Source organism: Pseudomonas sp. GL_091, assembly GCF_057837725.1.
The window spans coordinates 2,429,346-2,453,348 of sequence record NZ_CM174451.1 but is presented as its reverse complement, the minus strand read 5'-3'; the positions used below and the strand labels follow the sequence as shown (position 1 = coordinate 2,453,348).

The window sequence follows — 24,003 nt, the reverse complement described above, 5'->3', positions numbered from 1 at the left end:
GAGTCGTTATGAAGAGCCCAAGAGAACGTGCTGCCGAAGGGCTCCAGGTCGGAGACCGGTTCACGATAGTCCGCTGCTTTTCAGATGACGATATTCGTCAATTCGCGCAGATTTCCCGAGACTACAATCCGGTTCACTGCGATGCGCGCTACGCCGTGATACGCAGGTTCAAGGAGCCCATCGCCCACGGCCTTCTGACAGCCAGCCTCGTCACCGAAATTGGCGGGCAAATCGGTTGGCTGGCAACGGGGATGAGTTTCGCGTTCAAACGACCGGTTTATGCGGGAGAACAGATCACCTGCCACTGGCTCATCGCTGACATCGATGAACGCGGTCACGCGAAAGCCGAAATCAGAATACTCAACGCAGAGGGAATCACAGTGCTGGAGGCGACTACGACTGGAGTGCTACCCGGAGCGGAAGAACGTGAATGCCTCAAACAGATGATTGCTGACGGAGATCCCACCAACGGTGCTGCCGGATCCGCCAGTTGATAGCCTGGAATCGATGGCAAGCGGTTTATGGGTTTATTTGAATGCGTGATGGGGGTATTGCGAAGCGAGAGCCAGAAATGGCCCTCGCTGTTTTTGCAGTCAAATTCAGCGCTTGAGTTTGCGCTTGTTGCGGTACTGGTCGATGACCACCGCGACCACGATAATCAAGCCTTTGATGATGTCCTGGATGTAGGCATCGACCCCGACGAAAGTGAATCCGCTGGCCATCACCCCAAGGATCAGTGCACCGATGACCGTGCCGGTGATGCGCCCTACTCCGCCCGCCAAACTGGTACCACCGATGACCGCTGCGGCAATCGCATCCAGTTCATAGGACATGCCCATCCCGGCCTGGCCGGTGGCGGCACGGGCCGAAGCTACCACGCCCGCCAGCCCCGCCAGCAACCCGGCGATGCTGTAGACGATGACCAGATGGCGTTTGACGTTGATACCGGACGTACGCGCCGCCTGCATGTTGCCGCCGATGGCGTAGGTGTATTTACCGTACTTGGTGTAGCGCAGCGCGATATGGAAGATCACCGCCACCACCAGAAAAATGATCACCGGCATCGCGCCGTGACCGATGGCCGTGTAGGAGTCCGATAGCATGCTCACCGGCTGGCCTTCGGTGTAGTAACGCGCCAGGCCACGGGCCGAGACCATCATGCCCAAGGTGGCAATGAACGGTGGAATCCCGGTAATTGCAATGATGCTGCCGTTGATTGCCCCCGCCAGCAGCCCGACGCCGAGCCCGACAATCACTGGAATCCACACCGGCAAGTCAGTCAGCGACGGGAATACCGCCCGTGCGAAATCCGAGGTCTGCGCCAGGCTGGCGGCAATCATCGCCGACAACGCCAGCACCGAGCCTGAGGACAGGTCAATACCAGTGGTGATGATCACCTGGGTCACGCCAATCGCCAGCAGGCCGATGATCGACACTTGCAGGATCATCAATACCAGCCGCTGGGAGTTCATCAGGAAGCTCTGGTCGCGCACGATCCAGCCGAACACCTCGAACACCAGGCCGATGCCGATCAGCACGAGGAAGATGCTCAGTTCAGTCGGAAAGCGCCGGCGACTCTTGACCGGTGCCGTTGCTGGCTTGTTTTCCAGTATCGCATTCATAACCACTCACCCTTCTATCGCGTCGTCGACGCTGGCCGAGCCAGCGCCGGCATCCATTAGTGAACCACGGACATGCCCGAGGCCAGTTGCATCACTCGTTCCTGAGTCGCTTCGCTGCGATCGAGGGTGCCCATCAGGTCGCCCTCGTGCATGACCATGACCCGGTCGCTCATGCCGAGCACTTCCGGCAGCTCCGAGGAAATCATGATCACCGCCATGCCTTCGCTGGCGAGGTAGGAGATAAGCCGGTAGATCTCGGCCTTGGCGCCGACATCGATGCCGCGGGTCGGCTCGTCGAGAATCAGGATTCGTGGGTTGGTCATCAGCCAGCGCGCCAGCAAGGCCTTCTGCTGATTACCGCCGGACAGCGTGTCGATGCACTGCTCGAGCGACGGGGTTTTCACCCGCAACTTCTTGCACATGTCTTCGCACAGGGCGCGCAGGGCTTTTTGCTGGATGAAACCGTGGCCGGCGTAGTGCGGCAGCACCGCCATTTCCATGTTCTCCAGCACCGACAGGCACGGGAACAGGCCGCTGAGCTTGCGATCCTCGGTCAACAGGGCGAAGCCCTTCTCGATGGCCATGTGCGGATCGGTAATGCGCACCACTTCACCGTCGAGGCGAATCTCGCCACCGTCGCTCGGGGTGATGCCAAAGATCGCCTCGGCGACGTTGGTCCGCCCCGAGCCCATCAACCCGGCAATGCCGAGGATCTCGCCGGCATGCAGATCGAAGGACACGTCCTTGAAAATGCCATCGAGCTTGAGGTCGCGCACCGACAGCAGCAGATCGCCGATCGGCGTCTCGCGTACCGGGAACAACTGGCTCAGTTCACGCCCGACCATCATTGAAATCAGGCTGTCGCCGTCCATGCTGTCGGCCCGCTGCAGGCCTATGTAAGCGCCATCGCGGAACACCGCCACTTCATCGGCGATAGCGAACACTTCGTTCATTTTGTGGGTGATGTAGATGATGCCTTTGCCCTGGTTTTTCAGGTCGGCAATGATCGAAAACAGGTGGGCGACTTCCTTCTCGGTGATGGCCGATGTCGGTTCGTCCATGATCAGGATGTCGGAATCGTAAGACACCGCCTTGGCGATCTCGACCATCTGCCGTTCGGCGATGCTCAGGTTGCCTACATGCTCTTCGGGGTCGAGGTTGATGCGCAGGCGTTCCAGCAGCTTCGCCGTGCAGCGGTGCATTTCGCGGTGGTCGATCATGTGGAAACCGTTGAGCTGCTCACGGCCGATCCAGATGTTCTCGGCGATGCTCATGTGCGGCATCAGGTTGAGTTCCTGATGGATCATCGCGATCCCGGCCTGCAGCGCCGCCAGGGGCGTTTCGAAGACCACCGGCTTGCCCCGCAGGCGCAGTTCGCCGGCGTCCGGCTGGTAGATGCCGGCGATGATTTTCATCAAGGTGGATTTGCCCGCGCCGTTTTCGCCCATCAGGGCCAGCACGGAACCGGGGCGTACCCGCAGCTGCACGTCGGACAAGGCCACCACCCCGGGGAAACCCTTGCTGACGTTGACGATCTCCAACAGGTACGGCTCATCGACAGGCGTTACAGTTGGCTGGACACCCATCAATGGGGTGCTCGAAGCAGTCGCTGAAGCGAACATGATCAGGTACTCCATCAGCAAGGTCGCGGTTGCCACCTTGCGTGTTTATTGTTGTTATTGAACGGACGGACTATTTGAACTGGTCAACGTTTTGTAGCGTGATCAAGCGATACGGCACCCACACGGCCGGCTCGACCGGCTCGTTTTTGGCCATTTTCACTGCCGTCTCGATCGAACCGTCGGCCTGACCCTTGGCGTCCTGGAACACCGAGACGACCAGAGAGCCCTTCTTCACCGCGTTCAAACCGTCAGGCGTACCGTCGACACCGGCGATCAGGATGCTGCCCTTTTCCACTCCGGCCTGTTGCAGGGCCATCGCGGCGCCAATGGCCATCTCGTCGTTGTTGGAGACGACCGCGTCGAACTTGCGGCCCTGGGTCAGCCAGTCGTTGACCAGGGTCATGCCCTTGTCCCTCAACCAGATGCCGGTTTGCTCTTGCTCGATCTTGATGTTCGGGTACTTGGCCAGCACCTCTTTGACGCCCTTGGTACGGTTGGTGGTGGAGTTGTTCGCCAGGTCGCCCAGCAGAATCACGATGTCGCCCTTGCCGCCCATTTTGTCGGCCAGGTATTGCATCTGCATCTGACCGGCCTCCAGATCGTTGGAGGCGACAGTGACCACGCCTTTGGGCAGGTTCAGGTCATCGGGACGGCGGTTGACGTACACCAGCGGAATGCCGGCCTTGACCGCCGATTCGGTGATTTTTTTGGTCGCGGCGGTATCCACCGGGTTAACCACAATGGCGTCGACCTTCTGACTGATGAAGCTTTCTACCTGGCTCAACTGCCGGACCACGTCGCTGCGCGCGTCTTCGAACTGCAGCTTGACGCCATCGGGATAGGATTTGGCTTTTGTGTCCATGGATTCGCGCAGGTAGGTCAGCCAGGTGTCATCGAACTGCGACATGCTGACGCCGATCTTCATGTCAGCGAGTGCAGCGCCGCTGGCGAACATCAGGGACAAGGCGAGTGAGGCGAAACGGATCTTGGTCTTCATGAAAAGTCTTTCTCCACATTCTTGTTGGTTTTATGGATAAGGCGTGACGATTTCAGTAAGCGGACAAGCGGGAAAAGAGTTGGAACCGGGTGCGAGGCAGCTCGCTGGAAATGACTTTATTGGAAAATATTTTCCATATCAACTCATTTTAGAATTTTATTCTGATTTTGTTCCATGACTTTCGAAGGCGCTCAATTGCACCACCTGATGGCGCTCGAAACTCAGCCGCGCAGCGTCTAGCACGCGGGTGGTCGCCAGTGCATCACGGGCCTCCACAGGCAGTGGGCCACCGCTCTGCAATGCGCCTTGCAGCTGTAAATAGAACTGATTCCAGCAACCACGCTCGGAGGGAACTCTTTCGCGCACTTCGCCCTGTTCGAACCAGCCCCAGCGGCGATGCTCTTCCACTCCCCAGCGTTCACCTTCGGATTTCGGTGTCAGCCCGGCGAGCGCCGACGCCTCCTGCCCGTCGAGACCATCGACGCTGTAGCAACCCTGAGTTCCGGTCACGCGAAAGCGCGGGCCGGGGGTGTTTTGCAGACAACTGCCGCCCAAATGCGAGATCACGCCGTTGGCATGGGTCAGGGACATAAAGAAGCCGTTATCGAACGTCTGGTCTTTCTCCAGATAATCCAGCTCGGCGTAGACCCGTGTCACCGGACCGAACAGCAACAACGCCTGATCCACCAGATGGCTGCCCAGATCCCGCAAGAAACCACCGCCACTGCCGTTGTTCACCGACTGTGGCGAATAGCGTTCGATCCGCGATTCGAAACGGGTGACCTGGCCCAGCGCACCGGACTCGATGAGTTTGCGCACGGTGAGAAAGTCCGAGTCCCAGCGCCGGTTCTGGTAGACGCTCAGTTGCACGCCCTGGCGCTGGGCCATGGTGATCAGGGTTTGCGCCTGTTGCGCGTCGGCGGCGAACGGCTTGTCGCTGACCACCGCCACATTGTGTTCGATGGCGTCAAGCACCAGCGCCGGGCGACCTTTGAGCGGTGTGGACACCACCAGCACATCGACCCCGATTTCGACCAGTTGGCCTATGCTGTCGAAGGCCGGCACCCCGGGGTGTTCTGCCGCCAGCAACTGGCGCCGCTCCGTTGAACGGGTAACCACACCGACGAAGGTTGCCCCCGGCAAACTGCTGATCAGTGGAGCATGGAAAAACCGGCCGCCATGGCCGTATCCGACAAGTCCGATGCGCATGATTAATTCCTGTATTCACACGACCCCGTAGGAGCGAGGCTTGCCCGCGAAGAGGCTGCTAAAAGCTTCGCGGGCAAGCCTCGCTCCTACGGGGGGTGGGGTTATTGGCAGAGTTCGCGGGTCACGCGCTCGAGCATCATCCGGTTGGACTCGTCCGGCCGGTCCTCCCAGGCGAACACCGAGACGGTGGCAATGCCATCGAACTTGATCTCGCGCAAGGTGCCGAAGAATGCGTCCCAATTGACCTCGCCCTGGCCGATGTCCAGATGCTGGTGCACGGTGGCGGTGACACCCGGCGGGTTGACGATGTAGCGCAAGCCCGAAGACGCCTTGTGGTTGTAGGTGTCGGCGATGATCAGATGACTCAGTTTCGACCCGGCGTACTTGAGCATCGAGGCGATATCACCGACGCCATCGTCATAGAAAAACGTGTGCGGGGCAGCGTAGAGGTAGTTGATCCAGTCACGGTCCAGACCACGAATGATGTCCACCGACTCGTTATTGCGCTCGCAGAAATCATACGGGTGCGCCTGGATATCGAGCTTGATGCCTTCGCGTTCGAACTCCGGGATCAGCTCATCCATGGAGCGCATGAACTGGTTCTCGCACACCAGCGGGTTGTCCGACTGGCCGGTGAACTCGGTGTTGACCAGTTCGCAGTCCATCTCAACGGCAATCTGGATCGCGCGCTTCCAGTTGCGCACCGCGGCCACGCGCAAACCTTCGTCGGCAGCGGCCCAGTGGTACATCGGTAATAAAGAAGAGAGTTTGACCCCGGTGTCGCTCAGGGCTTTGCGAAATTCCTTGATCCGCGCCTTGTCGACCCGTGGGGCTTTGTAGAACGGCAGGAAATCTTCCCGGGGCGACAGCTCGATGTGTTCGTAGCCGAGTTCGGCGACCTTGTCGACCATCTTGCCCAGGGACAGGTTGCGGTACATGTAGGGGTCTAGTGCGATGCGCATGTTTTTTGTTCTCCTTAACCAGAGATCGACACCTGTAGGAGCGAGGCTTGCCCGCGAAGACGGATGTGCAGCCGACATCAATGTTGAATGCGCTGACGCCTTCGCGGGCAAGCCTCGCTCCTACAGGGATCATGGTTAGCCGTAGAAGTGTGGGCGCTCTGGCAGGCCGACTTTGACAATCGCCCCGCTGTTCTGCGCCTCGATGCACGCATCGGCCGCCACCGCCGCTGCGAAGCCATCCCACGCCGAAGGCCCGCCGACCTGCCCGGCGCGCACGCCATCGATGAACGCCTGCAACTCGACGTCATACGCGGCGATGAACCGGTCCTTCCAGTCCATCAGAATCGCATTGGACAGCTTCGCACCACTGCGCAACTGCACCTGCGACGGTTCCGGCAGTTTGGCGATGCCGGTCTCCCCCACCACTTCGCACTGGATGTCGTAGCCGTACTGGCAGTTGACGAACACTTCCACATCGATGCGCGTGCCCTTGGCGGTTTCCAGCAGCACTATCTGCGGGTCTTTCAAATGGGCGTGGGCCTTGCTGGTCTTGCGCGGGAACACCACCTGCACCGACACGTAGTCGTCATCGAGCAACCAGCGCAGCACATCCAGTTCATGGATCAGGGTGTCGGTGATCGCCATGTCGGTCTTGTAGTTCTCGCCCACGGTCGGGTTGCGGTGGGCGCAATGCAGCATCAACGGCTCGCCGATCTGGCCGCTGTCGATCACTGATTTCAGCGCCCGATACCCCTCGTCGTACGGACGCATGAAACCGACCTGTACCAGCCGCTTGCCGTGAGCCACTTCGGCCTCGACGATCTTGCGGCAGCCTTCGGCAGTGACGGCCAGCGGTTTCTCGCAGAACACCGGCTTACCGGCGGCAATCGCTGCCAGCACGAACTCTTCGTGGCTCGGCCCCCAGGAGGTAACGAGGATCGCCTCGACTTCCGGCGCCTTGATCAGCGCATGACCGTCGGGATACACCTCGGCGGTCAGCTTGAGATCGGAAACGACCTTGGCCGCTTGCTGCAAATTGATGTCGGTCACCGCCACGACCTGGCTGTTGAGCAAGGTCTGGCTGCAACGACGGATGTGGTCCTGGCCGATGGCCCCGGTGCCGATGACGCCAATGCGCAGTGAATTAGAGAGCAATGACATGAAGATTCTCCTGTGAAAATTTGTTGTTGGTTTCAGGGGCAATCAGTATTGACGGGCCTTGGCCAGTCGTTCGTTCAGGGTCTTGGCCACCGCATCGGTACGGGCACTGGTGGAAACCTGCGCCACACCGACCCGCCACCACGACAGGTATTTGTGAATCATGGTCTTGGGCAAAACCTTGATATCGATCAGCGTCGAAACCGTCTGCAAGCGCGCATCCGCCAGGGCAGCCTTCAGCTCTTCAACGGTGTTCACTTTGTAAGTCTTGCAGCCATAGGCCGCCGCGCTCATGGCGAAATCCACCGGCACAAAGCCGCCATCGAGCTTGCCGGTTTGCGGGTTGCGGAAGCGGAACTCGGTGCCGAAGCTGTCCATGCCGTGTTCCATCTGCAGGTTGTTGATGCAGCCAAAGGTCATGTTGTCCAGGAGCACCACGTTGATCTTGCGCCGCTCCTGAATCGAGGTCGCCAGCTCCGAGTGCAGCATCATGTAGGAGCCGTCGCCCACCAGCGCATAGACCTCACGATCCGGCTCGGCGAGTTTCACGCCCAACGCAGCATTGACCTCGTAACCCATGCAGGAATAGCCGTACTCGACGTGGTAGGTGTTCACGCCCTTGCTGCGCCAACTGCGCTGCAAGTCGCCAGGCAAGCTGCCGGCGGCGGCGACGATCACTGCGTCGTCCGCGAGGGTTTCATTGAGTACCCCGAGCACGCGGCTCTGGGTGAGGCAGGAGCCGGTCAGCTCGATGAATTCGCGCAGCACCGCCGGGTCCATGTGGTCGTTGATTTCCGGGACGAAATCCCTGGCCTGGTATTCCACCTGATAGATGCGATCGACTTCCTCATCCAGTTGCGCCTTGGCCTGACGGGGTTGATCGCCCCAGCTCGAGCGATAATCGCCCAGCGCTTCGGCCAGCGCCGACAAACCCGTTCTGGCGTCCGCCAGCAATTGCACACCGTCGAGTTTCAGGGCGTCGCAGGGGCTGATATTGAGGTTGAGAAATTGCACCTGCGGGTGCTGAAACAAGGACTTCGACGCGGTGGTGAAGTCGCTGTAACGGGTGCCGATGCCAATGATCAGATCAGCGTCCTTGGCCAACAAATTCGCTGCCAGGCAACCGGTTTCGCCGATCCCGCCGACATTCAGCGGATGGCTGGACACCACCGCGCTCTTGCCGGCCTGGGTTTCGGCGAAGGGAATGTCAAAGCGCTCGGCAAACGCCTGCAATGCGGCGTTGGCACCGGAATAACGAACCCCGCCGCCACAAATGATCAGCGGTTTGCGCTTGCCTTTGAACAACGCCAGTGCATCGCCGAGCATGGCTTCGGTGGCTGGACGACGCTCGATGCGGTGCACGCGTTTTTGCAGGAAATAATCGGGATAGTCGTAGGCCTCGGCCTGCACGTCTTGTGGCAAGGCCAGGGTCACGGCGCCGGTTTCCGCAGGGTCGGTGAGCACCCGCATGGCGTGGATCGCTGCCGTCATCAACTGCTCGGGACGGTTGATGCGGTCCCAGTATTTACTGACCGCCTTGAACGCATCGTTGGTGCTGATGCTCAGGTCGTGGAACTGCTCGATCTGTTGCAACACCGGGTCGGGCTGGCGGCAGGCATAGACATCGCCGGGCAACAGCAGCAAGGGAATACGGTTGGCCGTCGCCGTGGCGGCAGCGGTCAGCATGTTCGCCGCGCCAGGCCCCACCGACGAAGTGCAGGCGTAGATCTTGCGTCGCAGGTGCTGCTTGGCGAACCCGATGGCGGCATGGGCCATGCCTTGCTCATTGCGGCCCTGATGAACGACCAGGTCGCCGCTGTCCTGCTCCAGAGCCTGGCCCAGGCCCAGCACGTTGCCGTGGCCGAAGATGGTAAAGATCCCGGCGACGAATTTACTCTGGACCCCATCGACCTCGATGTACTGGTTATCGAGGAATTTCACCAGGGCCTGGGCCATGGTCAGTCTTGTTGTGGTCATAACCGATCCTTCAATACAAGAAGAAACCCTTGTGGGAGCGAGCTCGCTCCCACAAGGGATCTCCATTAACCTTGAGATTTCTGCAAGTGATCCATGCTCGCGCCAATCGCCCGTTCGATATCCGCCAGCCCATGCACGCTGTCGGCGAACGGTTCGAACGACAGGTAGCCGCTGTAGCCGGTAGCGAGCAAGGTGTCGATCTGCGCCGCATTGCCGAGGATGTCGCCCTCGCCCACCAGCACCCGGTGACCATCGCGAATGGTCGCCAGCGGGGCCTCGGCATCCTCGACCCCGGAGATGTGTACCAGCCCGGTCAGCTCGGGGAAAAACTCATGTTCGCTGGCCAGATGATGATGGAAGGTGTCATGCACCAGCCGGAACACATCCAGCCCGCCGATGGCCTTGATCGCCTCCACCGCTGTGCGTTTAAGGCGCAGCGAGCACTCTTCGAAACCCAGCGGTTCGATGAACCCGAGGATGCCGTGATCGCGCAGGATCGGTGCCAGCTGACTCAACGCCGTGCGCAGGCCTGAAGCGCGCTCGGCTTCGGTACGCGGGTCGGCACGATCGTTCAAAGGGCACATGACCAGCCCTTGGGCGCCGCAGTCCCGGGCATAGGCAGCGAGTTTCGAGGCCTGCTCCCGGCGCTCGTCGTTCCACACATCAAACGGATACAGCGCGTTGATCGACAGCACGGCGATGCCTTTGGCCGCGCACAACTCACGCACACGCTCGGGTGCGGTGCCGTCTTCGATCTCGACGCCTTTGAGGTCGTTGCGGATCTCGATGGCGTCGGCCTTCAGGGTCACCGCCAACTCGATGAACGCAGGCAGGGACAAACGTGGGGCGACCATACGGTTCAGGGCGAAACGCAGGGGTTTGCTCATTATTGTTGTTCTCCGCACAAGTGAATTATTTGGCTGTCGGCATACTGAATTCAGGGCCCTTGGCGATGCTGTCGGGCCAACGTTGCATTACGCTTTTGTAGCGGCTGTAGAAGCGGATGCCTTCTTCGCCGTAGGCATGGTGGTCGCCGAACAGCGAGCGTTTCCAGCCACCGAACGAGTGCCAGGCCATTGGCACCGGAATCGGCACATTGATGCCGACCATGCCGACCTTGATGGTGCGGGCGAAGGCTCGGGCAATGCCGCCGTCGCTGGTGAAGCAGGACACTCCGTTGCCGAATTCGTGGGCGTTGATCAGCTCCACCGCACTGGCGAAGTCCGGCACACGCACGATGCCCAGCACCGGACCGAAGATTTCCTGTTGGTAGATGCTCATCTCGGTCGTGACCTTGTCGAACAGCGTCGCGCCAACGAAGAAGCCGTTCTCGGCGCCAGGCACCTTGAAATTACGACCATCGACAATCAGCTGCGCACCTTGAGCCACACCCTGGTCAATGAAGCCTTCGACCTTGGCCTTGTGCTCGGCCGTCACCAACGGCCCCATGTCGCTGTCGCTCTGCATGCCGTTGCCGACCTTGAGCTGATCGATGCGTGGTAGCAACTTGGCAATCAAGCCGTCGCCGACATCGCCCACCGCCACGGCAATCGAAATCGCCATGCAGCGCTCACCGGCCGAGCCGTACGCCGCGCCGATCAAGGCATCCGCCGCTTGATCCAGATCCGCATCGGGCATGACGATCATGTGGTTCTTCGCCCCGCCCAGGGCCTGCACGCGCTTGCCCCGGGAGGTGGCTTGCTGATGGATGTACTCGGCAATCGGCGTCGAACCGACAAAGGAAATCGCTTCGATGTCCGGGTGTTGCAGCAGCGCATCGACCGCAGCCTTGTCACCCTGGACCACGTTGAACACACCATCCGGCAACCCGGCCTCGGTGAGCAAACGGGCCATCAGCAAACTGGCAGACGGATCGCGTTCGGACGGCTTGAGGATGAAGCAGTTACCGGTAACCAGCGCCAGCGGGATCATCCACAGCGGCACCATCACCGGGAAGTTGAACGGCGTAACTCCGGCACAAACACCCAGCGGCTGGCGCAGGTTCCAGTTGTCGATGCCGCCGCCGATGTTGTCGCTGAATTCAGTTTTCAACAGATTCGGCGCACCGCAGGCGTATTCGACGATTTCGATGCCGCGCGTCACTTCGCCCTTGGCGTCGGAAAACACCTTGCCGTGTTCGCGGCTGATGATTTCTGCCAGTTCATCGTGATGGCGGTCGAGCAATTCCTTGAACTTGAACATCACCCGCGAACGCCGCAGGGACGATTGCTCGGACCAGGCTGGAAAGGCCTTGAGGGCCGATGCGACCGCCTCGTCCACGGTGTTCTCGCTGGCCAGCCCGACCCGTGCCTGCACGCTGCCGGTGGCCGGGTTGAAGACATTGCTGAACCGCTCACTGCCGGTGTCTTGCACCTGACCGTCGATGTAATGGCCGATTACCGGGGCGTTGCTCATTGTTCTTGTTCTCCGTACAGAAATGGGAATTCAGACGTTGGAATTCAGGCTTTTCAGTTCACAGATCAAGCAGCCAACTGTGCTGCGGATCGTTATGGAACTGCCAGACGCGTTTCGGGCCGGCCATCACGTTCAGGTAATACGACTCGTAGCCGTACGGCACACTGACCGGGTGATAACCCTTGGGCACGACCACCAGGTCGCTGTTTTCCACGGCCATGGCCTGATCGATGCTGCGATCGTCGGTGTACACCCGCTGGAACACGAAGCCCTGGGGCGGGTTGATCTGGTGGTAATAGGTTTCTTCGAGAAAGCTCTGGTGCGGCAGGTCGTCGGTGTCGTGCTTGTGCGGTGGATAGCTCGAGGAGTGTCCGGACGGCGTGCGCACTTCGACCACCAGCAGTGAATGGGCGGGCTCGGTGTCCGGCAGGATGTCGCAGACGTAACGGGTGTTGGCGCCCTTGCCGCGCACGCTGCGCTTCATCGTGTCGGGTTTGATCAGGCGTGGGCCGAGGGTTTCGCTGGTCGAACCAGGCGCAGCGCACACGGCGATTTGCACATCACTCAGGGCGACCACCTGGGCTTGACTGCCGGGCGGCAAGTACGCGGCGAACGGAGACTTGTCTTCGAACACCGACTGCCGATCGCCAATGTTGTCCCAGTCGAACGCGCCCTGCCCCGGCGCTTCGCCCTTGATGCTGACCCGGCCGCTGAGCAGCACCAGGCACAGTTCTTTATCACCCGCCGAGACCGGCAAGGTTTCGCCCAGGCTCAAGCGGTAGGCGGCGAAGCCGACGTATTCCAGCTCACCGTTGCCCAACTCGACCATGGTGCGGCCGCGGGCGTTGCTTTTGACCAGCAGGCTCATGACGCAATCCTCTCGTCGAGCAACGCACGCAAGGTGTCGTAGCCTTTTTTCGCGTAGACATAACTTGGCGCCACCGCCGGGTCCTGCTCGGCTTCGACCACCAGCCAGCCGTGGTAATCGGCGGCCAGCAGCACATCGAGCAATGAGCCGAAATCGATATCACCATCGCCGGGCACGGTGAAGGTGCCGTTGATGATGCAGTCCGGGAAGCTCCACAGGTTGTTGCGCGCCAGCTGCACCACCGGTTTGCGCACGTCCTTGAAATGCACGTGACAGATGCGTTCGATGTGTTTGCGCAGCACCTGCAAGGGTTCGCCGCCGCCCATGTAGCAATGGCCCGAATCGAACAGCAGGCCGACTTCGCTGCCGGTCAACGCCATCAACTTGTCGATGTCCGCCGGGGATTCGACGTAGGCACCCATGTGGTGGTGATAGGCCAGGCGCACGCCTTGGGACAGGGTGAAACGCGCCAGTTCGGTGAGCTTGTCGGCGTACTCCTGCCAGGCCTGTTCGGTGTGCAAGCGCGGGCGTTCGACCAGAGGAATGCGCTGGCCCTGGATGGAGTCCGCAACCTCGCCATAGACCAGCACCTTGGCGCCGTTCTTCGCCAGCAGTTCGACATGGCTGCCGATGGCGTCGATTTCCTCGGCCACGGAACGCCGCGCCAGACGGCTGGAATACCAGCCGGACACCAACGCCAGGTCATAGGGCCGCAGCACATCGCCGACGCCTTTGGCGTCCTTGGGGAATTTGCCGTTGAGTTCAAAACCTTCGTAACCGATTTCCTTGCCTTCGCCGAGGGCGGTGCTCAATGGCGTCTCGCCACCGAGGGACGGCAGGTCGTCGTTGCTCCAGGAGATCGGGTTGATGCCAATTCGGATAGCGGGCATGGCTGCACCTTTTATTGTTTTACACACATCAGTAAGAACGACATGGAACCCTGTGGGAGCGGTGTTTCGTCAGGCGCGGGACGCACGCCAGGCATCGATCAGTTCAACGAACGTGCCTTGCACCTGGCGAATCAGCGCCTCATCGTCGATTTCTCCGGCCAACCACGCACGGCTCGGCTCCTGGAAAATCGTCCGGCCCACGGCGAACCCGCGGCAGGTCCGACTCTGGCTGGCCTGTTGAAAGCCTTCGGCCAACGCTGATGCCGGAGCATTCAAGCCCAGCAGCACCACCCCTCGGCAGTACGGATCGCGCTCCTGGATCAGTTCGTCGAGTTGCTGCCACTCCTCGGCGCTTTGCGCTTCGATCTTCCACCACGCCGGGTAGATGCCCAGGTTGTAGAGGCGTTTGAGGGCGCGATACAGCACGTCCGGGTGGGCCGAGGGGTGATCCTTGGGCGGGATGATTTCCAGCAGCAGTTCATGACCGCTGACCTGGGACGCCTGATACAAACCCTTGATCTGCGCCTCCTGTTCCAGACGCAGCAGAGGCTCGTCGTCGGGATGAAATTGCACCAGGCACTTGATGATCTGTTCCTGTGGCCAGGCAATCAGGTTGCTGCCGATAGAGCGACCGTGTTCGAAAGCCAATGGCCGCGAACCCTGGACTTCCACCGGCCGCGCCACCCACCAGCCGCGACCGGTGGCAGCATTCAGTGAGTCCTGGCCAAAACGTTGATCGGCCAGCAGCCCGACATCGGCGTCGATGCCTTGCTCGCGCAAATCGGCTTCGACCCGCTCCACGGCCTGGATAAAAAGTTGCTTGAGTTCGCAGATGGCGTTGAGGTTGCGGCCGCCCTTGTGGGCCAGTTCCACCAGTTGCCAGCGATGGTCGAAGGCAAAGATGAACAGTTGCTTCCACTGTTTGCGCGGCACGCTGACCTGATGCAGGCGCTGCAACACCGCGTCCTGGTCCGGACGGGTAATCGGCACCGGGCTGTTGAACAGGTAATCCAGTTCGGCGCGGGTCGGCATCGCCGGGGCGCAGGCATGGCGCGACACCACCAGGCCGCCGCAGGCGTTGGCCAACTGGCAGCAGCGCTCATCGCTGGCGTCCTCCAGCCAACCACTGAGGAAGCCCGACATGAAGGCATCGCCGGCCCCCAGCACGTTAAGCACTTCCACACGCACGCCGGGATAAATCGCACCGTCTTCGAGACGAGTCGGGATCTCTCCATGAATCACCGTGCAGCCTTGCGGGCCGAGCTTGACCACCAGGGTCGCCGCGCTCAGGCGTCGGACATTGCGCAGCGCAGTGAGCAAATCCTCGGCACCACCGGCCATCAGGAACTCTTCTTCAGTGCCGACGATCAGGTCGAAACGCGGAAGGATTTTCTGCACATGCTGGCTGACGTTCTGGTCGGCGACGAAACGGGTCTCACCGTCCGCCTTGCCGGCCAAACCCCAGAGCACCGGGCGGTAGTCGATGTCCAGCACCCGTTTGACGTTGTGCTTCTGTGCATAGTCCAGGGCCTGGATGCTCGACTTGTACACACCGTCGGTGGAGAAATGCGTGCCGGTGATCAGCAAGGCTTTGCTGGAGGCGATAAAGGCTTCACTGATGTCTTCGGCCCGCAGCGCCATATCGGCGCAATTCTCACGGTAGAAGACCAAAGGAAAGGTTTCGCGGTCCTTGAGCCCCAGCAAGACCATGGCGGTCAAGCGCTCCGGATCGACCTTGATGCCACTGACATCGCAACCTTCACGGGTCAGTGACTCAACGAGGAAGCGCCCCATATGGTCGTCCCCTACCCGGCTCAGCATCGCCGACTTGAGCCCCAATCGCGCGGTGCCGAAGGCGATGTTGGCGGACGAGCCGCCGAGGTACTTGGCAAAGCTGCTTACATCCTCCAGCCGCGCCCCGACTTGCTGCGCATAGAGGTCGACGCCTAGGCGCCCCAGGCAAATCAGATCCAATTGACGCCCACTGGCAAAACGAGTCTGGCCCATGCTGGCTCCTGTTATTTTTATCAGCCTGCGTTCGGGGCGATGGCCGTACCGAACACTCTTGGTGGATGCAGACTAAAACGACCGGGACCGAACAATCAATAATTATTCCAAATATTTTTTACATGGAATATTTTTTCCAATAAGCTTTGGCACAAGCGTTCCAGAAGCAGTGCATCGTTTCAGCAAGCTTCACACTGCTGCAAGCTCAAGATTTTATTCGGGCCTACCCTGTAGACTGCGCACAGCCAACCTATTGTCAGGGGACGAGTTGAAAAATCGTCCCTATAAGAACAAGCCAGAAGGATTTCCTCATGTCCCGCACCGATCAGCCGGCTACGACCGAGAGCACGCCCGACAGCGATCTCACCAGCCCCCCGATCAATGCCGAGCGTCTGCTGCAGCTGATCACCGATGAATACGAAAGCCTGCCGCGCCAGCTCAAACGCATCGCCAGCTACATGAGCCAGCAGAGCGACCGGATCATGGTCGACCGCATCAGCGACATCGCTCGCGAGTGCGAAGTGCACCCGTCGGCCATCGTGCGGTTTTCCCAGCGTTTCGGCTTCAGCGGCTTCAGCGAAATGCAGGCGCTGTTTCGCGAGGCGTATACCCACAAGACCACGCCGGTGCAGAACTACCAGCAGCGCATTCGCAGCATGATCGCCAACAAGTCACAGAAGGCCAGCGGCGGCGACCTGGCGCGCGAATGCATCAACGCCACCCTGTCGGGTATCGAACGGCTGGGGCTGGAACTCGATGACCAGGCCTTCGACAAGGCCGTGGATCTGGTGGTCAACGCTGACAACATCTACGTGGTCGGGGTACGCCGCTCGTTCGCGGTGGCCGATTACCTGGTCTACAACCTGCAACACACCAACAAGCGCATCCACCTGGTATCGGGTCTCGGTGGCAGCTACCGCGAGCAGATGCGCAGCGTGCGCGCCAATGACCTGGTGATCGCCATCAGCTTCACGCCGTACGGCAAGGAAACCCAGCACTGCCTGCGCATAGCCCAGCATCATCAGGCGAAAACCCTGATCATCACCGACAGTAACCTTTCGCCTTTGGCCAAGCGCGCCAACACCGTGCTGCTGGTCAACGAAGGCAGTTCGTTTGCCTTCCGCTCGTTGAGTGCGACCTTGTGCCTGTGTCAGGCGCTGTTTATCGCCGTGGCTTATCGACTGGAACTGAAAGTCGATGAGATTCACGAGCAGGTCGGATTCGAAGACTGACCCAGACACTGGCGTTACCGTGCCGCGCGCAGCGAAAAACTCCCACGCTTGCACGCGAGCGCTCAGCGGCCACATGTAAATATTTATTCCATAATTGATGAAAAGGAATTTTTATTCTATAAACGGGCTTCCTGAAAACAAAAACCAAAGGATCCTGTCATGCGCGAACTCGGAATCGGACTTATCGGCACGGGTTTCATGGGGCGTGCCCATGCCCTGGCCTTTCGCAACGTCAGCGCAGCATTCGAACTGCCCTTCACGCTTCGCCTCGCCGCCCTGGCCGACGCCGATCCCGTTCGTGCCCAGGCATGCGCCACTGCCTGGGGCTTTGAGCAGGCCTATGGCGACTGGCAGCAATTGATCGACGACCCCAAGGTCCACCTGATCGCCATCACCACACCCAACCACCTGCACTACCCGATGGCCATGGCCGCGCTTGCCGCTGGCAAACCGGTGTACTGCGAAAAACCGCTGGCGGTGAACCTTGAACAGGCCAATGCCATGCACCTGGCGGCCAAGGATGCGGGCGTGGTCACCCGAGTCGGCTACAACTACCAGCACAACCCGATCATCGGCCTGGCGCGGGAATTGATTCAGAGCGGCAAACTCGGTGAGATCATCAGCTTTCAAGGCGAATTCAGCGAAGACTTCATGGCCGATCCCGCGTCCCCCTGGTCGTGGCGCTGTGAGGCCGAACATGCCGGTGGCGCGCTGGCGGACCTGGGCAGCCACTTGCTGGGCATGGCGCGCTATCTGCTCGGCAATGTCGAGGCGGTATGCGCCGATTCCCAGACCGTGCACCGCCAGCGTCCGGCCACAGCCGGTAGCCAGGAACAACGCACAATTGCCGTCGACGATCAGGCCCATGCGTTGCTGCGCTTCGCCAGCGGCGCGCGTGGCACCTTCAGCAGCAGTTGGCTCAAGCACGGCTACAAGAATCACCTGAGTTTCGAGATCAGTGGCACCCAAGGGACCCTGTCATTCGATCAGGAGCGTTTGAATGAGTTACGCCTGTGCCGTGTCGGCCAGGACGGTTTCCAGCGTTTACTGGCCGGGCCGAACCTGCCCGGATATGCAGCGTTCAGTCCAGCGCCGGGGCATCAGCTGGGCTACAACGAGTTGAAGACGCTGGAAGTGCATGAGTTGATCATGGCCTTGGCCGGGCACGGACAAGCCGGCACCGATTTCGAGCAAGCCCTGGAAGTGGAGCGACTGGCGACGGCGATTCGATTGGCGGCACGGGAACAGCGCTGGGTCAATATCAGCGAGATCTGATCGCCGATAAGGCTGCCGCCAATAGCCATCGCAGCTATCAGGTACAGCCGGTGAAAAGCGATGAGTTGGGTGAACAACAGAAAATCGCCGATGCATTTTTTGCCGCCGGCTTGTTGCCCAAGGCGGTGGATGCGCAGGATGTCGGAATCTGGCGGCCGTGAGGCGTGGATGATAACGATGCTTTGCATTCAAAGAGAGGCCGGCCAAATGTTATTCCCCCCGCTTGGGAATACATAGTTAATGGGCTTATTAACATTCCTGCTTCAATACCCCTCTGCGAGGGGTATTTTTTTGTCTGGCCATTGCGAAAGCTATACCGTGATCCAGCTTCGTATGTAATCAAAATCTGAGCGCTAAATGGTCTAAATTTGTTATCGCCCAATGCCCAGCGGATGGGCGCCAGCACCTGACCTGGGCGTTGCATGCCTGGGTGAGGTATTGCGCCAGGAACGGATGGTGTGAGTTGTTGCTGTTCAGTTCTCTGGAGCGGCATGCTTCACCAGACAAATTCCCGAATCAGAAACTGCCCCGTCCGCGGATCGAACTGGCGCACAAAGTGAACGTGCCTGGAACCGATGGGCTGATCGCTGACCCCAGGCCCTCTGATCACCTCGAAGCTGTTCATCCGGTGGATCGGTATGAAGTGCCGGTTATCCATTGGTACGAAATGCCGGTTGTGCATTGGCACGAAATGCTGGCTGTGCATTGGTATGAAATGCCGGCTGTGCATTGGCACGAAATGCTGGTTGTGCATTGGTATGAAATGCCGGCTGTGCATTGGCACGAAATGCCGGTTTTCCATATGAAACGGGGCCCTGTGGAAATGCTGGAATTGCCCGCATTGCTGTGGCTGCCCACTGACCAGAGCGGCCAGGTGAGGATTTTGACCGAGGCCGCCACCGCTGATTGTCTCCAGGGAGAGGCTGCTTGCCAGAAGCCCCGCGACCAAGAGCAGGAGTTGCTTGAAGATACGCATAGCGCCACCTCCGACGGTCCCCCCTACACCAAATTATAGTAGGCCATGGACTCAGGCCTGGCCTTGGCGCTGAAGTAGACATCTAGCCAAACGGCGGGTGAGCAGAAAGTAATCTCAGCGATTATCGCGCTCTTCACGGCACGACATTGGGAACTCTACAAGCAGTATTGAGCGGACGTTTCGATAAAAACAATTTCGTGTTGCTGCAAGTGCTGAAGCCTTAAGCCTGGCCCCATCATCCCCATTGGCCGCCAGTGTTCGTTAGTTAGTGTTCAACGCGGTGAACAATCAAACCGGGGCTTTTAAATCCACGCCCAGTGCCTGGGCAAATGCCTTCACCAAGGGGCTGCGCACAGTGTTATGGCGCAAGATCAGACTGAACGGCGTGACGATGTTGATCAGGTCCGGGCGCACCGCGCGAAACTCTCCCCGCGCCACCATCGGTGCGGCGTAATGCTGGGGCAGGAACCCCAGGAAACGACCCGTCTTGATCAGCAGCGCAACGGCCTCCACCTGGGTTGCCGAGGCGGAAAAGCTGTCGTAGTGGGCAAATTTCAGTTTGTCGCGATGAATCGCGTAGCGATGGTTAATGCACTCGTAATCCTTGAGCACATTACCACCCATGTCCGCATCCGCCATGGAGAACAGCGGGTGGCCGAGCGCGCAATAAACCTCCGAGCGTTCTTCGTATAGCTCGTAGTAATCGAACTCTTCGCGCTTTTGATAAACCGGCACAATTCCCGCCACCAACCGCCCCTCGACGACACCTCTTTCAACCTCATCAAGTTGCGTGGCCTGAAGTTGAAATCTAACCTTGGGAGATTGTTCGTTAATACGTCTAAGCGCGGCAACTAGCGGCGAATTGTCGTCAGAGATAGTGTTATCAATAACCCCCACACCAAGATCACCGACAAGTTCGTTTTGCGCTGAACTAAGGCGGTCGCGAAAATTGTCGACCGAGGCAAATAAGTCTATCGACGCCTGATACACCAGACGCCCTTCTTCCGTCAGGTGAAAGCCCTCTCGCCCCCGCGTGCAAAGGCGCATGCCGATACGGATTTCCAGGTCGGAAATCTGTTTACTGATGGCTGCCAGCCCCACATTCAGCTCATTTTGCGCGGCACTGAAGCCACCTGCCTCGACCACGGCCTTGAACACTTTGAGCAGTTTGAAGTCCAGCCCACTGAGGGCCAGCGGTGCCCGTTGCAGCGTTTTCGGCAGCGGGTTTCCGGAATTGGAAAGTGGGGTTTCCATAATGCTTATTTACCTCTGGCGCCCTATTCAACAATCTGTGCCCAACAACAAAAACATAGCTGGCCTAATAATAATGAACACAGAAAACCAGGCTTGGCAACCGCCAATAAATCCCGAACATCAGTGCCAAATCACTGATCTCAAAACATTAAAAGCTGACACTTCGATCAGCTCTCGCCACTTTGCAACTGCCCTCTTGAAAACTGCTCTGGCCTGATTTCGTTCGCTGACTTTTTAGCGACGTTGCGGCCCGGCATACCCATTTCAGTTCGCGTTACCGACGAGGAAAACAACAATGTCTCAAACCACCGACCGTCTCTGGGGTGCTCGCTTCAAAAGCGGCCCTTGCGAAGCCTTGGCGGCCCTGTCCCGTTGCCCTGAGCGCTACTTCCGGCTCACCCCGTACGACCTCGCCGGCTCCAAGGCCCATGCCCGGGAACTGCAGCGCGCCGGACTGCTGAGCGAGCAAGAAACCCAGACCATGCTCGACGCCCTGGAACGTATCGGCGCTGACTTCCGCGCCGGCAGCATTGCCCCGACCCTGGACGACGAAGACGTCCACACCTTCATCGAACGCCTGCTGACCGAACGCCTTGGCACCCTCGGTGGCAAGCTGCGCGCCGGTCGTTCGCGCAACGACCAGACCGCCAACGACCTGCGCCTGTTCCTGCGTGACCACGTGCGCACCCTGGCCGTTGAAGTGCTGGGCCTGCAGCAGGCGCTGGTGGACCAGGCCGAGCAACACATCGAGAGCATCTGCCCCGGCTTCACCCACCTGCAGCAGGCACAACCGATCGTGTTTGCTCATCACCTGCTGGCCCACGCCCAGTCGATGCTGCGCGACGTGCAGCGCCTGGTGGACTGGGACGCGCGCACTTCGCTGTCGCCACTCGGTGCGGCGGCCATGGCTGGCTCGGCTATCGCTCGTTTACCTCAGCAATCGGCAAAAGAAATGGGCTACAGCGGTGTTTGCGAAAACTCCATCGACGCCGTGGCCAGCCGCGATCACGTCGCCGAGTTCCTGTTCATCGCCAGCATGCTCGGCATCAACATCTCGCGCCTCGCCGAAGAGTTCTGCCTGTGGTCGTCGCGGCAATTCCGCTGGGTCGCGCTGGACGATGCCTACGCCACCGGCAGTTCGATCATGCCGCAGAAAAAGAATCCGGACATCGCCGAACTGGCGCGGGGCAAGGCGGGTCGCCTGATCGGCAACCTCACCGGCCTGTTGTCCACCCTCAAATCCCTGCCGCTGTCCTACAACCGCGACTTGAGCGAAGACAAGAACGGCGTACTCGACAGCGTCGACACCCTGCTGCTGGTGCTGCCGGCCATGGCCGGAATGGTTGCGACCATGAAGGTCAACGTCGAAGAGCTGCGTCGCCAGGCACCGCTGGGCTTCACCCTCGCCACCGAAGTCGCCGACTGGCTGGCGGTGCGCGGCGTGCCGTTCAAGGAAGCTCACGAAATCACCGGTGCGTTGGTCCAGGCTTGCGAGAAACACGACATCGAATTGTGGGAAGCCTCCCCGGCACTGCTGGCGGAAATCGACCCGCGCCTCACACCAGAAGTACGCGCAAGCCTCACCCTCGAAGCCGCCATCGCCGCCCGCAGCGGCTGGGGCGGGACCGCGCCACAACAGGTGCGCGAGCAGATCGGCCGCCTGAAAACCGCCCTCGCCGCCCAGCAGTTATGGACCGAGGACTATCAGGGCTTCCGCCTCTGACCCACAACGCAAAACCTTGTAGGAGCGAGCTTGCTCGCGATGGAGGCACAGACACCGCGGGGTGTCAGGCAACCAGCGTCATCGTTGACGACCATCGTCGGAACGCCGCCCGGAGCAAGCTCGCTCCTACAGATAACGTGTACGGAGAAACAACATGAGCCAGACACAGGCAGAACGACTCCAGGCGGAGCGCAAACTGGCGGAAAACCAGTTCGACATCACCCAGTACGATCATGTGCCCCGGCGTTATTACGGGCGGATCTTCTTCGCCACGGTGATCGTCATCGCCATCATCGGCCTGGTACGCGCCTTCGCCGAAGGCAAGATCGAGTGGTCGTACATCGGCCAGTTCCTCACATCCCAGGCGATCATGTGGGGCTTGCTCAACACCATCGTCATGGCGGTGCTGGCGATGGCGCTGGGCATCGTGTTCGGCGTGATCACCGCGATCATGCGCATGTCGGCCAACCCGATCCTGCGCTATGTGGCACTGACCTACACCTGGCTGTTTCGCGGTACGCCGCTGATTCTGCAACTGCTGTTGTGGTTCAACCTGGCGCTGATCTTCCCCACCATCGGCATCCCCGGCCTGTTCGAAATGGACACCGTGAGCCTGATGACCCCATTCGTGGCGGCCCTGCTTGGCTTGAGCATCAACCAGGGTGCCTACACCGCCGAAGTGGTGCGTGCCGGCCTGCTCTCGGTGGACACCGGGCAGTACGAAGCCGCCAAGTCGATCGGCATGCCGCGCTTGCAAGCGCTGCGCCGGATCATCCTGCCCCAGGCCATGCGCATCATCATCCCACCCGTGGGCAACGAGTTCATCGGCATGGTGAAAATGACCTCGCTGGCGAGCGTCATCCAGTACTCGGAACTGCTCTACAACGCGCAGAACATCTACTACGCCAACGCCCGCGTGATGGAGCTGCTGATCGTCGCCGGTATCTGGTACCTGGCCACCGTCACCGTCCTGTCCTTTGGTCAAAGCCGTCTGGAGCGTCGTTTCGCCCGCGGCGCCGGCAAGCGTTCCTGAGGAGCCGCACATGAGAAGCATCGTCAAGGCCGTGAGCCTGAACAAGTACTACGACCAGTTCCACGCACTCAAGGACATCAACATCGAAGTCGAGCAAGGCGAAGTGCTGTGCATCATCGGCCCGTCCGGCTCCGGCAAGAGTACCTTGCTGCGCTGCGTCAACCAGCTGGAAAAAATCGACAAGGGCGGCCTGTGGGTCGACGGCGAGCTGGTGGGCTACCGGATCGTCGGCAACAAGCTGCACGAACTCAACGAAACGCAGATCGCCCGCCAGCGCCTGTCCACCGGCATGGTGTTCCAGCGTTTCAACCTGTTCCCGCACATGACCGTGCTGCAAAACATCATCGAAGGGCCGTGCCAGGTGCTCAAGCGTTCGCCCAAAGAGGCGAATGAAGAAGCCATGGAATTGCTCGCCCGCGTCGGCCTGGCCGACAAACGCAACAGCTACCCGATCGAACTGTCGGGTGGTCAGCAGCAACGCGTCGCCATTGCTCGTGCATTGGCCATGCGCCCCAAGCTGATGCTGTTCGATGAACCCACTTCGGCACTCGACCCGGAACTGGTCGGTGAGGTGCTGTCGGTGATGCGCGATCTGGCGCAGACCGGCATGACCATGATCGTCGTCACCCATGAACTGGGCTTCGCTCGCGAGGTTTCCAACCGCATGGTGTTCATGGACGGCGGGCAGATCGTGGAGGCTGGAAGCCCCGAAGAAATACTAATAAGTCCGCAAAACCCTCGCACCCAAAGCTTCATTTCTGCCGTTCGAACCTAAGGGCCTGG

At 60.0% G+C, this 24,003-nt stretch carries 20 protein-coding genes and 1 pseudogene; 8 read left to right on the top strand and 13 right to left on the bottom strand.

What is annotated here, in order from left to right:
* Positions 1 to 8: 8 nt before the first annotated feature.
* A complete protein-coding gene (locus tag AC3ITY_RS11215) occupies positions 9 to 494 on the top strand; it encodes a MaoC family dehydratase (RefSeq protein WP_223459456.1) in 486 nt (161 codons plus the stop codon).
* Between the two features lie 105 nt (positions 495 to 599).
* Here the strand turns inward: AC3ITY_RS11215 and AC3ITY_RS11210 are convergent, their stop codons facing one another.
* From AC3ITY_RS11210 to AC3ITY_RS11155, 12 genes are all read right to left on the bottom strand, one after another.
* The gene (locus AC3ITY_RS11210) at positions 600 to 1,622 is read right to left on the bottom strand and encodes an ABC transporter permease (protein WP_007986627.1); all 1,023 of its coding nucleotides are present in this window, start codon (positions 1,620 to 1,622) and stop codon (positions 600 to 602) included.
* Positions 1,623 to 1,678: 56 nt separating this feature from the next.
* Positions 1,679 to 3,244, bottom strand: a complete 1,566-nt coding sequence (locus tag AC3ITY_RS11205) for a sugar ABC transporter ATP-binding protein (RefSeq protein WP_223459458.1) — start codon at positions 3,242 to 3,244, stop codon at positions 1,679 to 1,681.
* A 70-nt stretch (positions 3,245 to 3,314) separates the two neighbouring features.
* The gene (locus AC3ITY_RS11200) at positions 3,315 to 4,241 is read right to left on the bottom strand and encodes a sugar ABC transporter substrate-binding protein (RefSeq protein WP_007994285.1); all 927 of its coding nucleotides are present in this window, start codon (positions 4,239 to 4,241) and stop codon (positions 3,315 to 3,317) included.
* 156 nt (positions 4,242 to 4,397) lie between these two features.
* On the bottom strand, positions 4,398 to 5,450 hold the full coding sequence (locus AC3ITY_RS11195) for a Gfo/Idh/MocA family protein (RefSeq protein ID WP_223533711.1): 1,053 nt from the start codon (positions 5,448 to 5,450) through the stop codon (positions 4,398 to 4,400).
* A 101-nt stretch (positions 5,451 to 5,551) separates the two neighbouring features.
* Positions 5,552 to 6,412, bottom strand: coding sequence for a sugar phosphate isomerase/epimerase family protein (locus AC3ITY_RS11190; RefSeq protein WP_489309099.1), 861 nt, complete (start codon positions 6,410 to 6,412; stop codon positions 5,552 to 5,554).
* Positions 6,413 to 6,547: 135 nt separating this feature from the next.
* Entirely contained in the window at positions 6,548 to 7,573 is a 1,026-nt protein-coding gene (gene iolG, locus AC3ITY_RS11185) for a bifunctional inositol 2-dehydrogenase/D-chiro-inositol 1-dehydrogenase (RefSeq protein WP_223455744.1), read from the bottom strand.
* A gap of 42 nt (positions 7,574 to 7,615) precedes the next feature.
* Positions 7,616 to 9,547, bottom strand: coding sequence for a 3D-(3,5/4)-trihydroxycyclohexane-1,2-dione acylhydrolase (decyclizing) (gene iolD, locus AC3ITY_RS11180; RefSeq protein WP_489309096.1), 1,932 nt, complete (start codon positions 9,545 to 9,547; stop codon positions 7,616 to 7,618).
* 65 nt (positions 9,548 to 9,612) lie between these two features.
* Positions 9,613 to 10,434, bottom strand: a complete 822-nt coding sequence (locus tag AC3ITY_RS11175; RefSeq protein ID WP_489309094.1) for a TIM barrel protein — start codon at positions 10,432 to 10,434, stop codon at positions 9,613 to 9,615.
* 25 nt (positions 10,435 to 10,459) lie between these two features.
* Positions 10,460 to 11,962, bottom strand: coding sequence for a CoA-acylating methylmalonate-semialdehyde dehydrogenase (locus AC3ITY_RS11170; RefSeq protein ID WP_489309092.1), 1,503 nt, complete (start codon positions 11,960 to 11,962; stop codon positions 10,460 to 10,462).
* Between the two features lie 58 nt (positions 11,963 to 12,020).
* Positions 12,021 to 12,830: a 5-deoxy-glucuronate isomerase gene (gene iolB / locus AC3ITY_RS11165; RefSeq protein WP_223448554.1), complete on the bottom strand. Its 810-nt coding sequence runs from the start codon at positions 12,828 to 12,830 to the stop codon at positions 12,021 to 12,023.
* Positions 12,827 to 13,720 (bottom strand): myo-inosose-2 dehydratase, encoded by an 894-nt coding sequence (gene iolE, locus AC3ITY_RS11160; protein WP_150727274.1) that lies wholly within the window; start codon positions 13,718 to 13,720, stop codon positions 12,827 to 12,829. Before iolE ends, iolB begins: the two co-directional genes overlap by 4 nt.
* Before the next feature lie 69 nt (positions 13,721 to 13,789).
* Complete coding sequence (locus AC3ITY_RS11155) at positions 13,790 to 15,727, bottom strand: bifunctional 5-dehydro-2-deoxygluconokinase/5-dehydro-2-deoxyphosphogluconate aldolase (protein WP_489309089.1); 1,938 nt, start codon at positions 15,725 to 15,727, stop codon at positions 13,790 to 13,792.
* A 311-nt stretch (positions 15,728 to 16,038) separates the two neighbouring features.
* Between AC3ITY_RS11155 and AC3ITY_RS11150 the strand changes: the two genes are divergently transcribed.
* The 4 genes and pseudogenes from AC3ITY_RS11150 to AC3ITY_RS11135 all read left to right on the top strand — a co-directional run bounded on the left by AC3ITY_RS11150 (position 16,039) and on the right by AC3ITY_RS11135 (position 19,249).
* The gene (locus tag AC3ITY_RS11150; protein WP_223448551.1) at positions 16,039 to 16,959 is read left to right on the top strand and encodes a MurR/RpiR family transcriptional regulator; all 921 of its coding nucleotides are present in this window, start codon (positions 16,039 to 16,041) and stop codon (positions 16,957 to 16,959) included.
* Positions 16,960 to 17,118: 159 nt separating this feature from the next.
* Entirely contained in the window at positions 17,119 to 18,234 is a 1,116-nt protein-coding gene (locus AC3ITY_RS11145) for a Gfo/Idh/MocA family protein (protein WP_489309086.1), read from the top strand.
* Between the two features lie 17 nt (positions 18,235 to 18,251).
* Positions 18,252 to 18,395 (top strand): annotated as a pseudogene (locus AC3ITY_RS11140) (ABC transporter substrate-binding protein); the annotation flags it as partial.
* A 302-nt stretch (positions 18,396 to 18,697) separates the two neighbouring features.
* Positions 18,698 to 19,249 (top strand): hypothetical protein, encoded by a 552-nt coding sequence (locus AC3ITY_RS11135; protein WP_489309084.1) that lies wholly within the window; start codon positions 18,698 to 18,700, stop codon positions 19,247 to 19,249.
* Positions 19,250 to 19,498: 249 nt separating this feature from the next.
* Here AC3ITY_RS11135 and AC3ITY_RS11130 read toward each other — a convergent pair whose 3' ends face one another.
* Positions 19,499 to 20,464: a LysR family transcriptional regulator gene (locus tag AC3ITY_RS11130; RefSeq protein ID WP_489309082.1), complete on the bottom strand. Its 966-nt coding sequence runs from the start codon at positions 20,462 to 20,464 to the stop codon at positions 19,499 to 19,501.
* Between the two features lie 295 nt (positions 20,465 to 20,759).
* Here AC3ITY_RS11130 and argH point away from each other — a divergent pair, with 295 nt between their 5' ends.
* From argH to AC3ITY_RS11115, 3 genes are all read left to right on the top strand, one after another.
* Positions 20,760 to 22,187 (top strand): argininosuccinate lyase, encoded by a 1,428-nt coding sequence (gene argH / locus AC3ITY_RS11125; protein ID WP_489309080.1) that lies wholly within the window; start codon positions 20,760 to 20,762, stop codon positions 22,185 to 22,187.
* A 154-nt stretch (positions 22,188 to 22,341) separates the two neighbouring features.
* Positions 22,342 to 23,220 carry an amino acid ABC transporter permease gene (locus AC3ITY_RS11120; RefSeq protein ID WP_057396441.1) on the top strand — a complete coding sequence of 293 codons (879 nt, stop codon included), beginning with the start codon at positions 22,342 to 22,344 and terminating at the stop codon, positions 23,218 to 23,220.
* A 10-nt stretch (positions 23,221 to 23,230) separates the two neighbouring features.
* On the top strand, positions 23,231 to 23,995 hold the full coding sequence (locus AC3ITY_RS11115; protein WP_489309077.1) for an amino acid ABC transporter ATP-binding protein: 765 nt from the start codon (positions 23,231 to 23,233) through the stop codon (positions 23,993 to 23,995).
* The last annotated feature ends 8 nt before the right edge of the window (positions 23,996 to 24,003 follow it).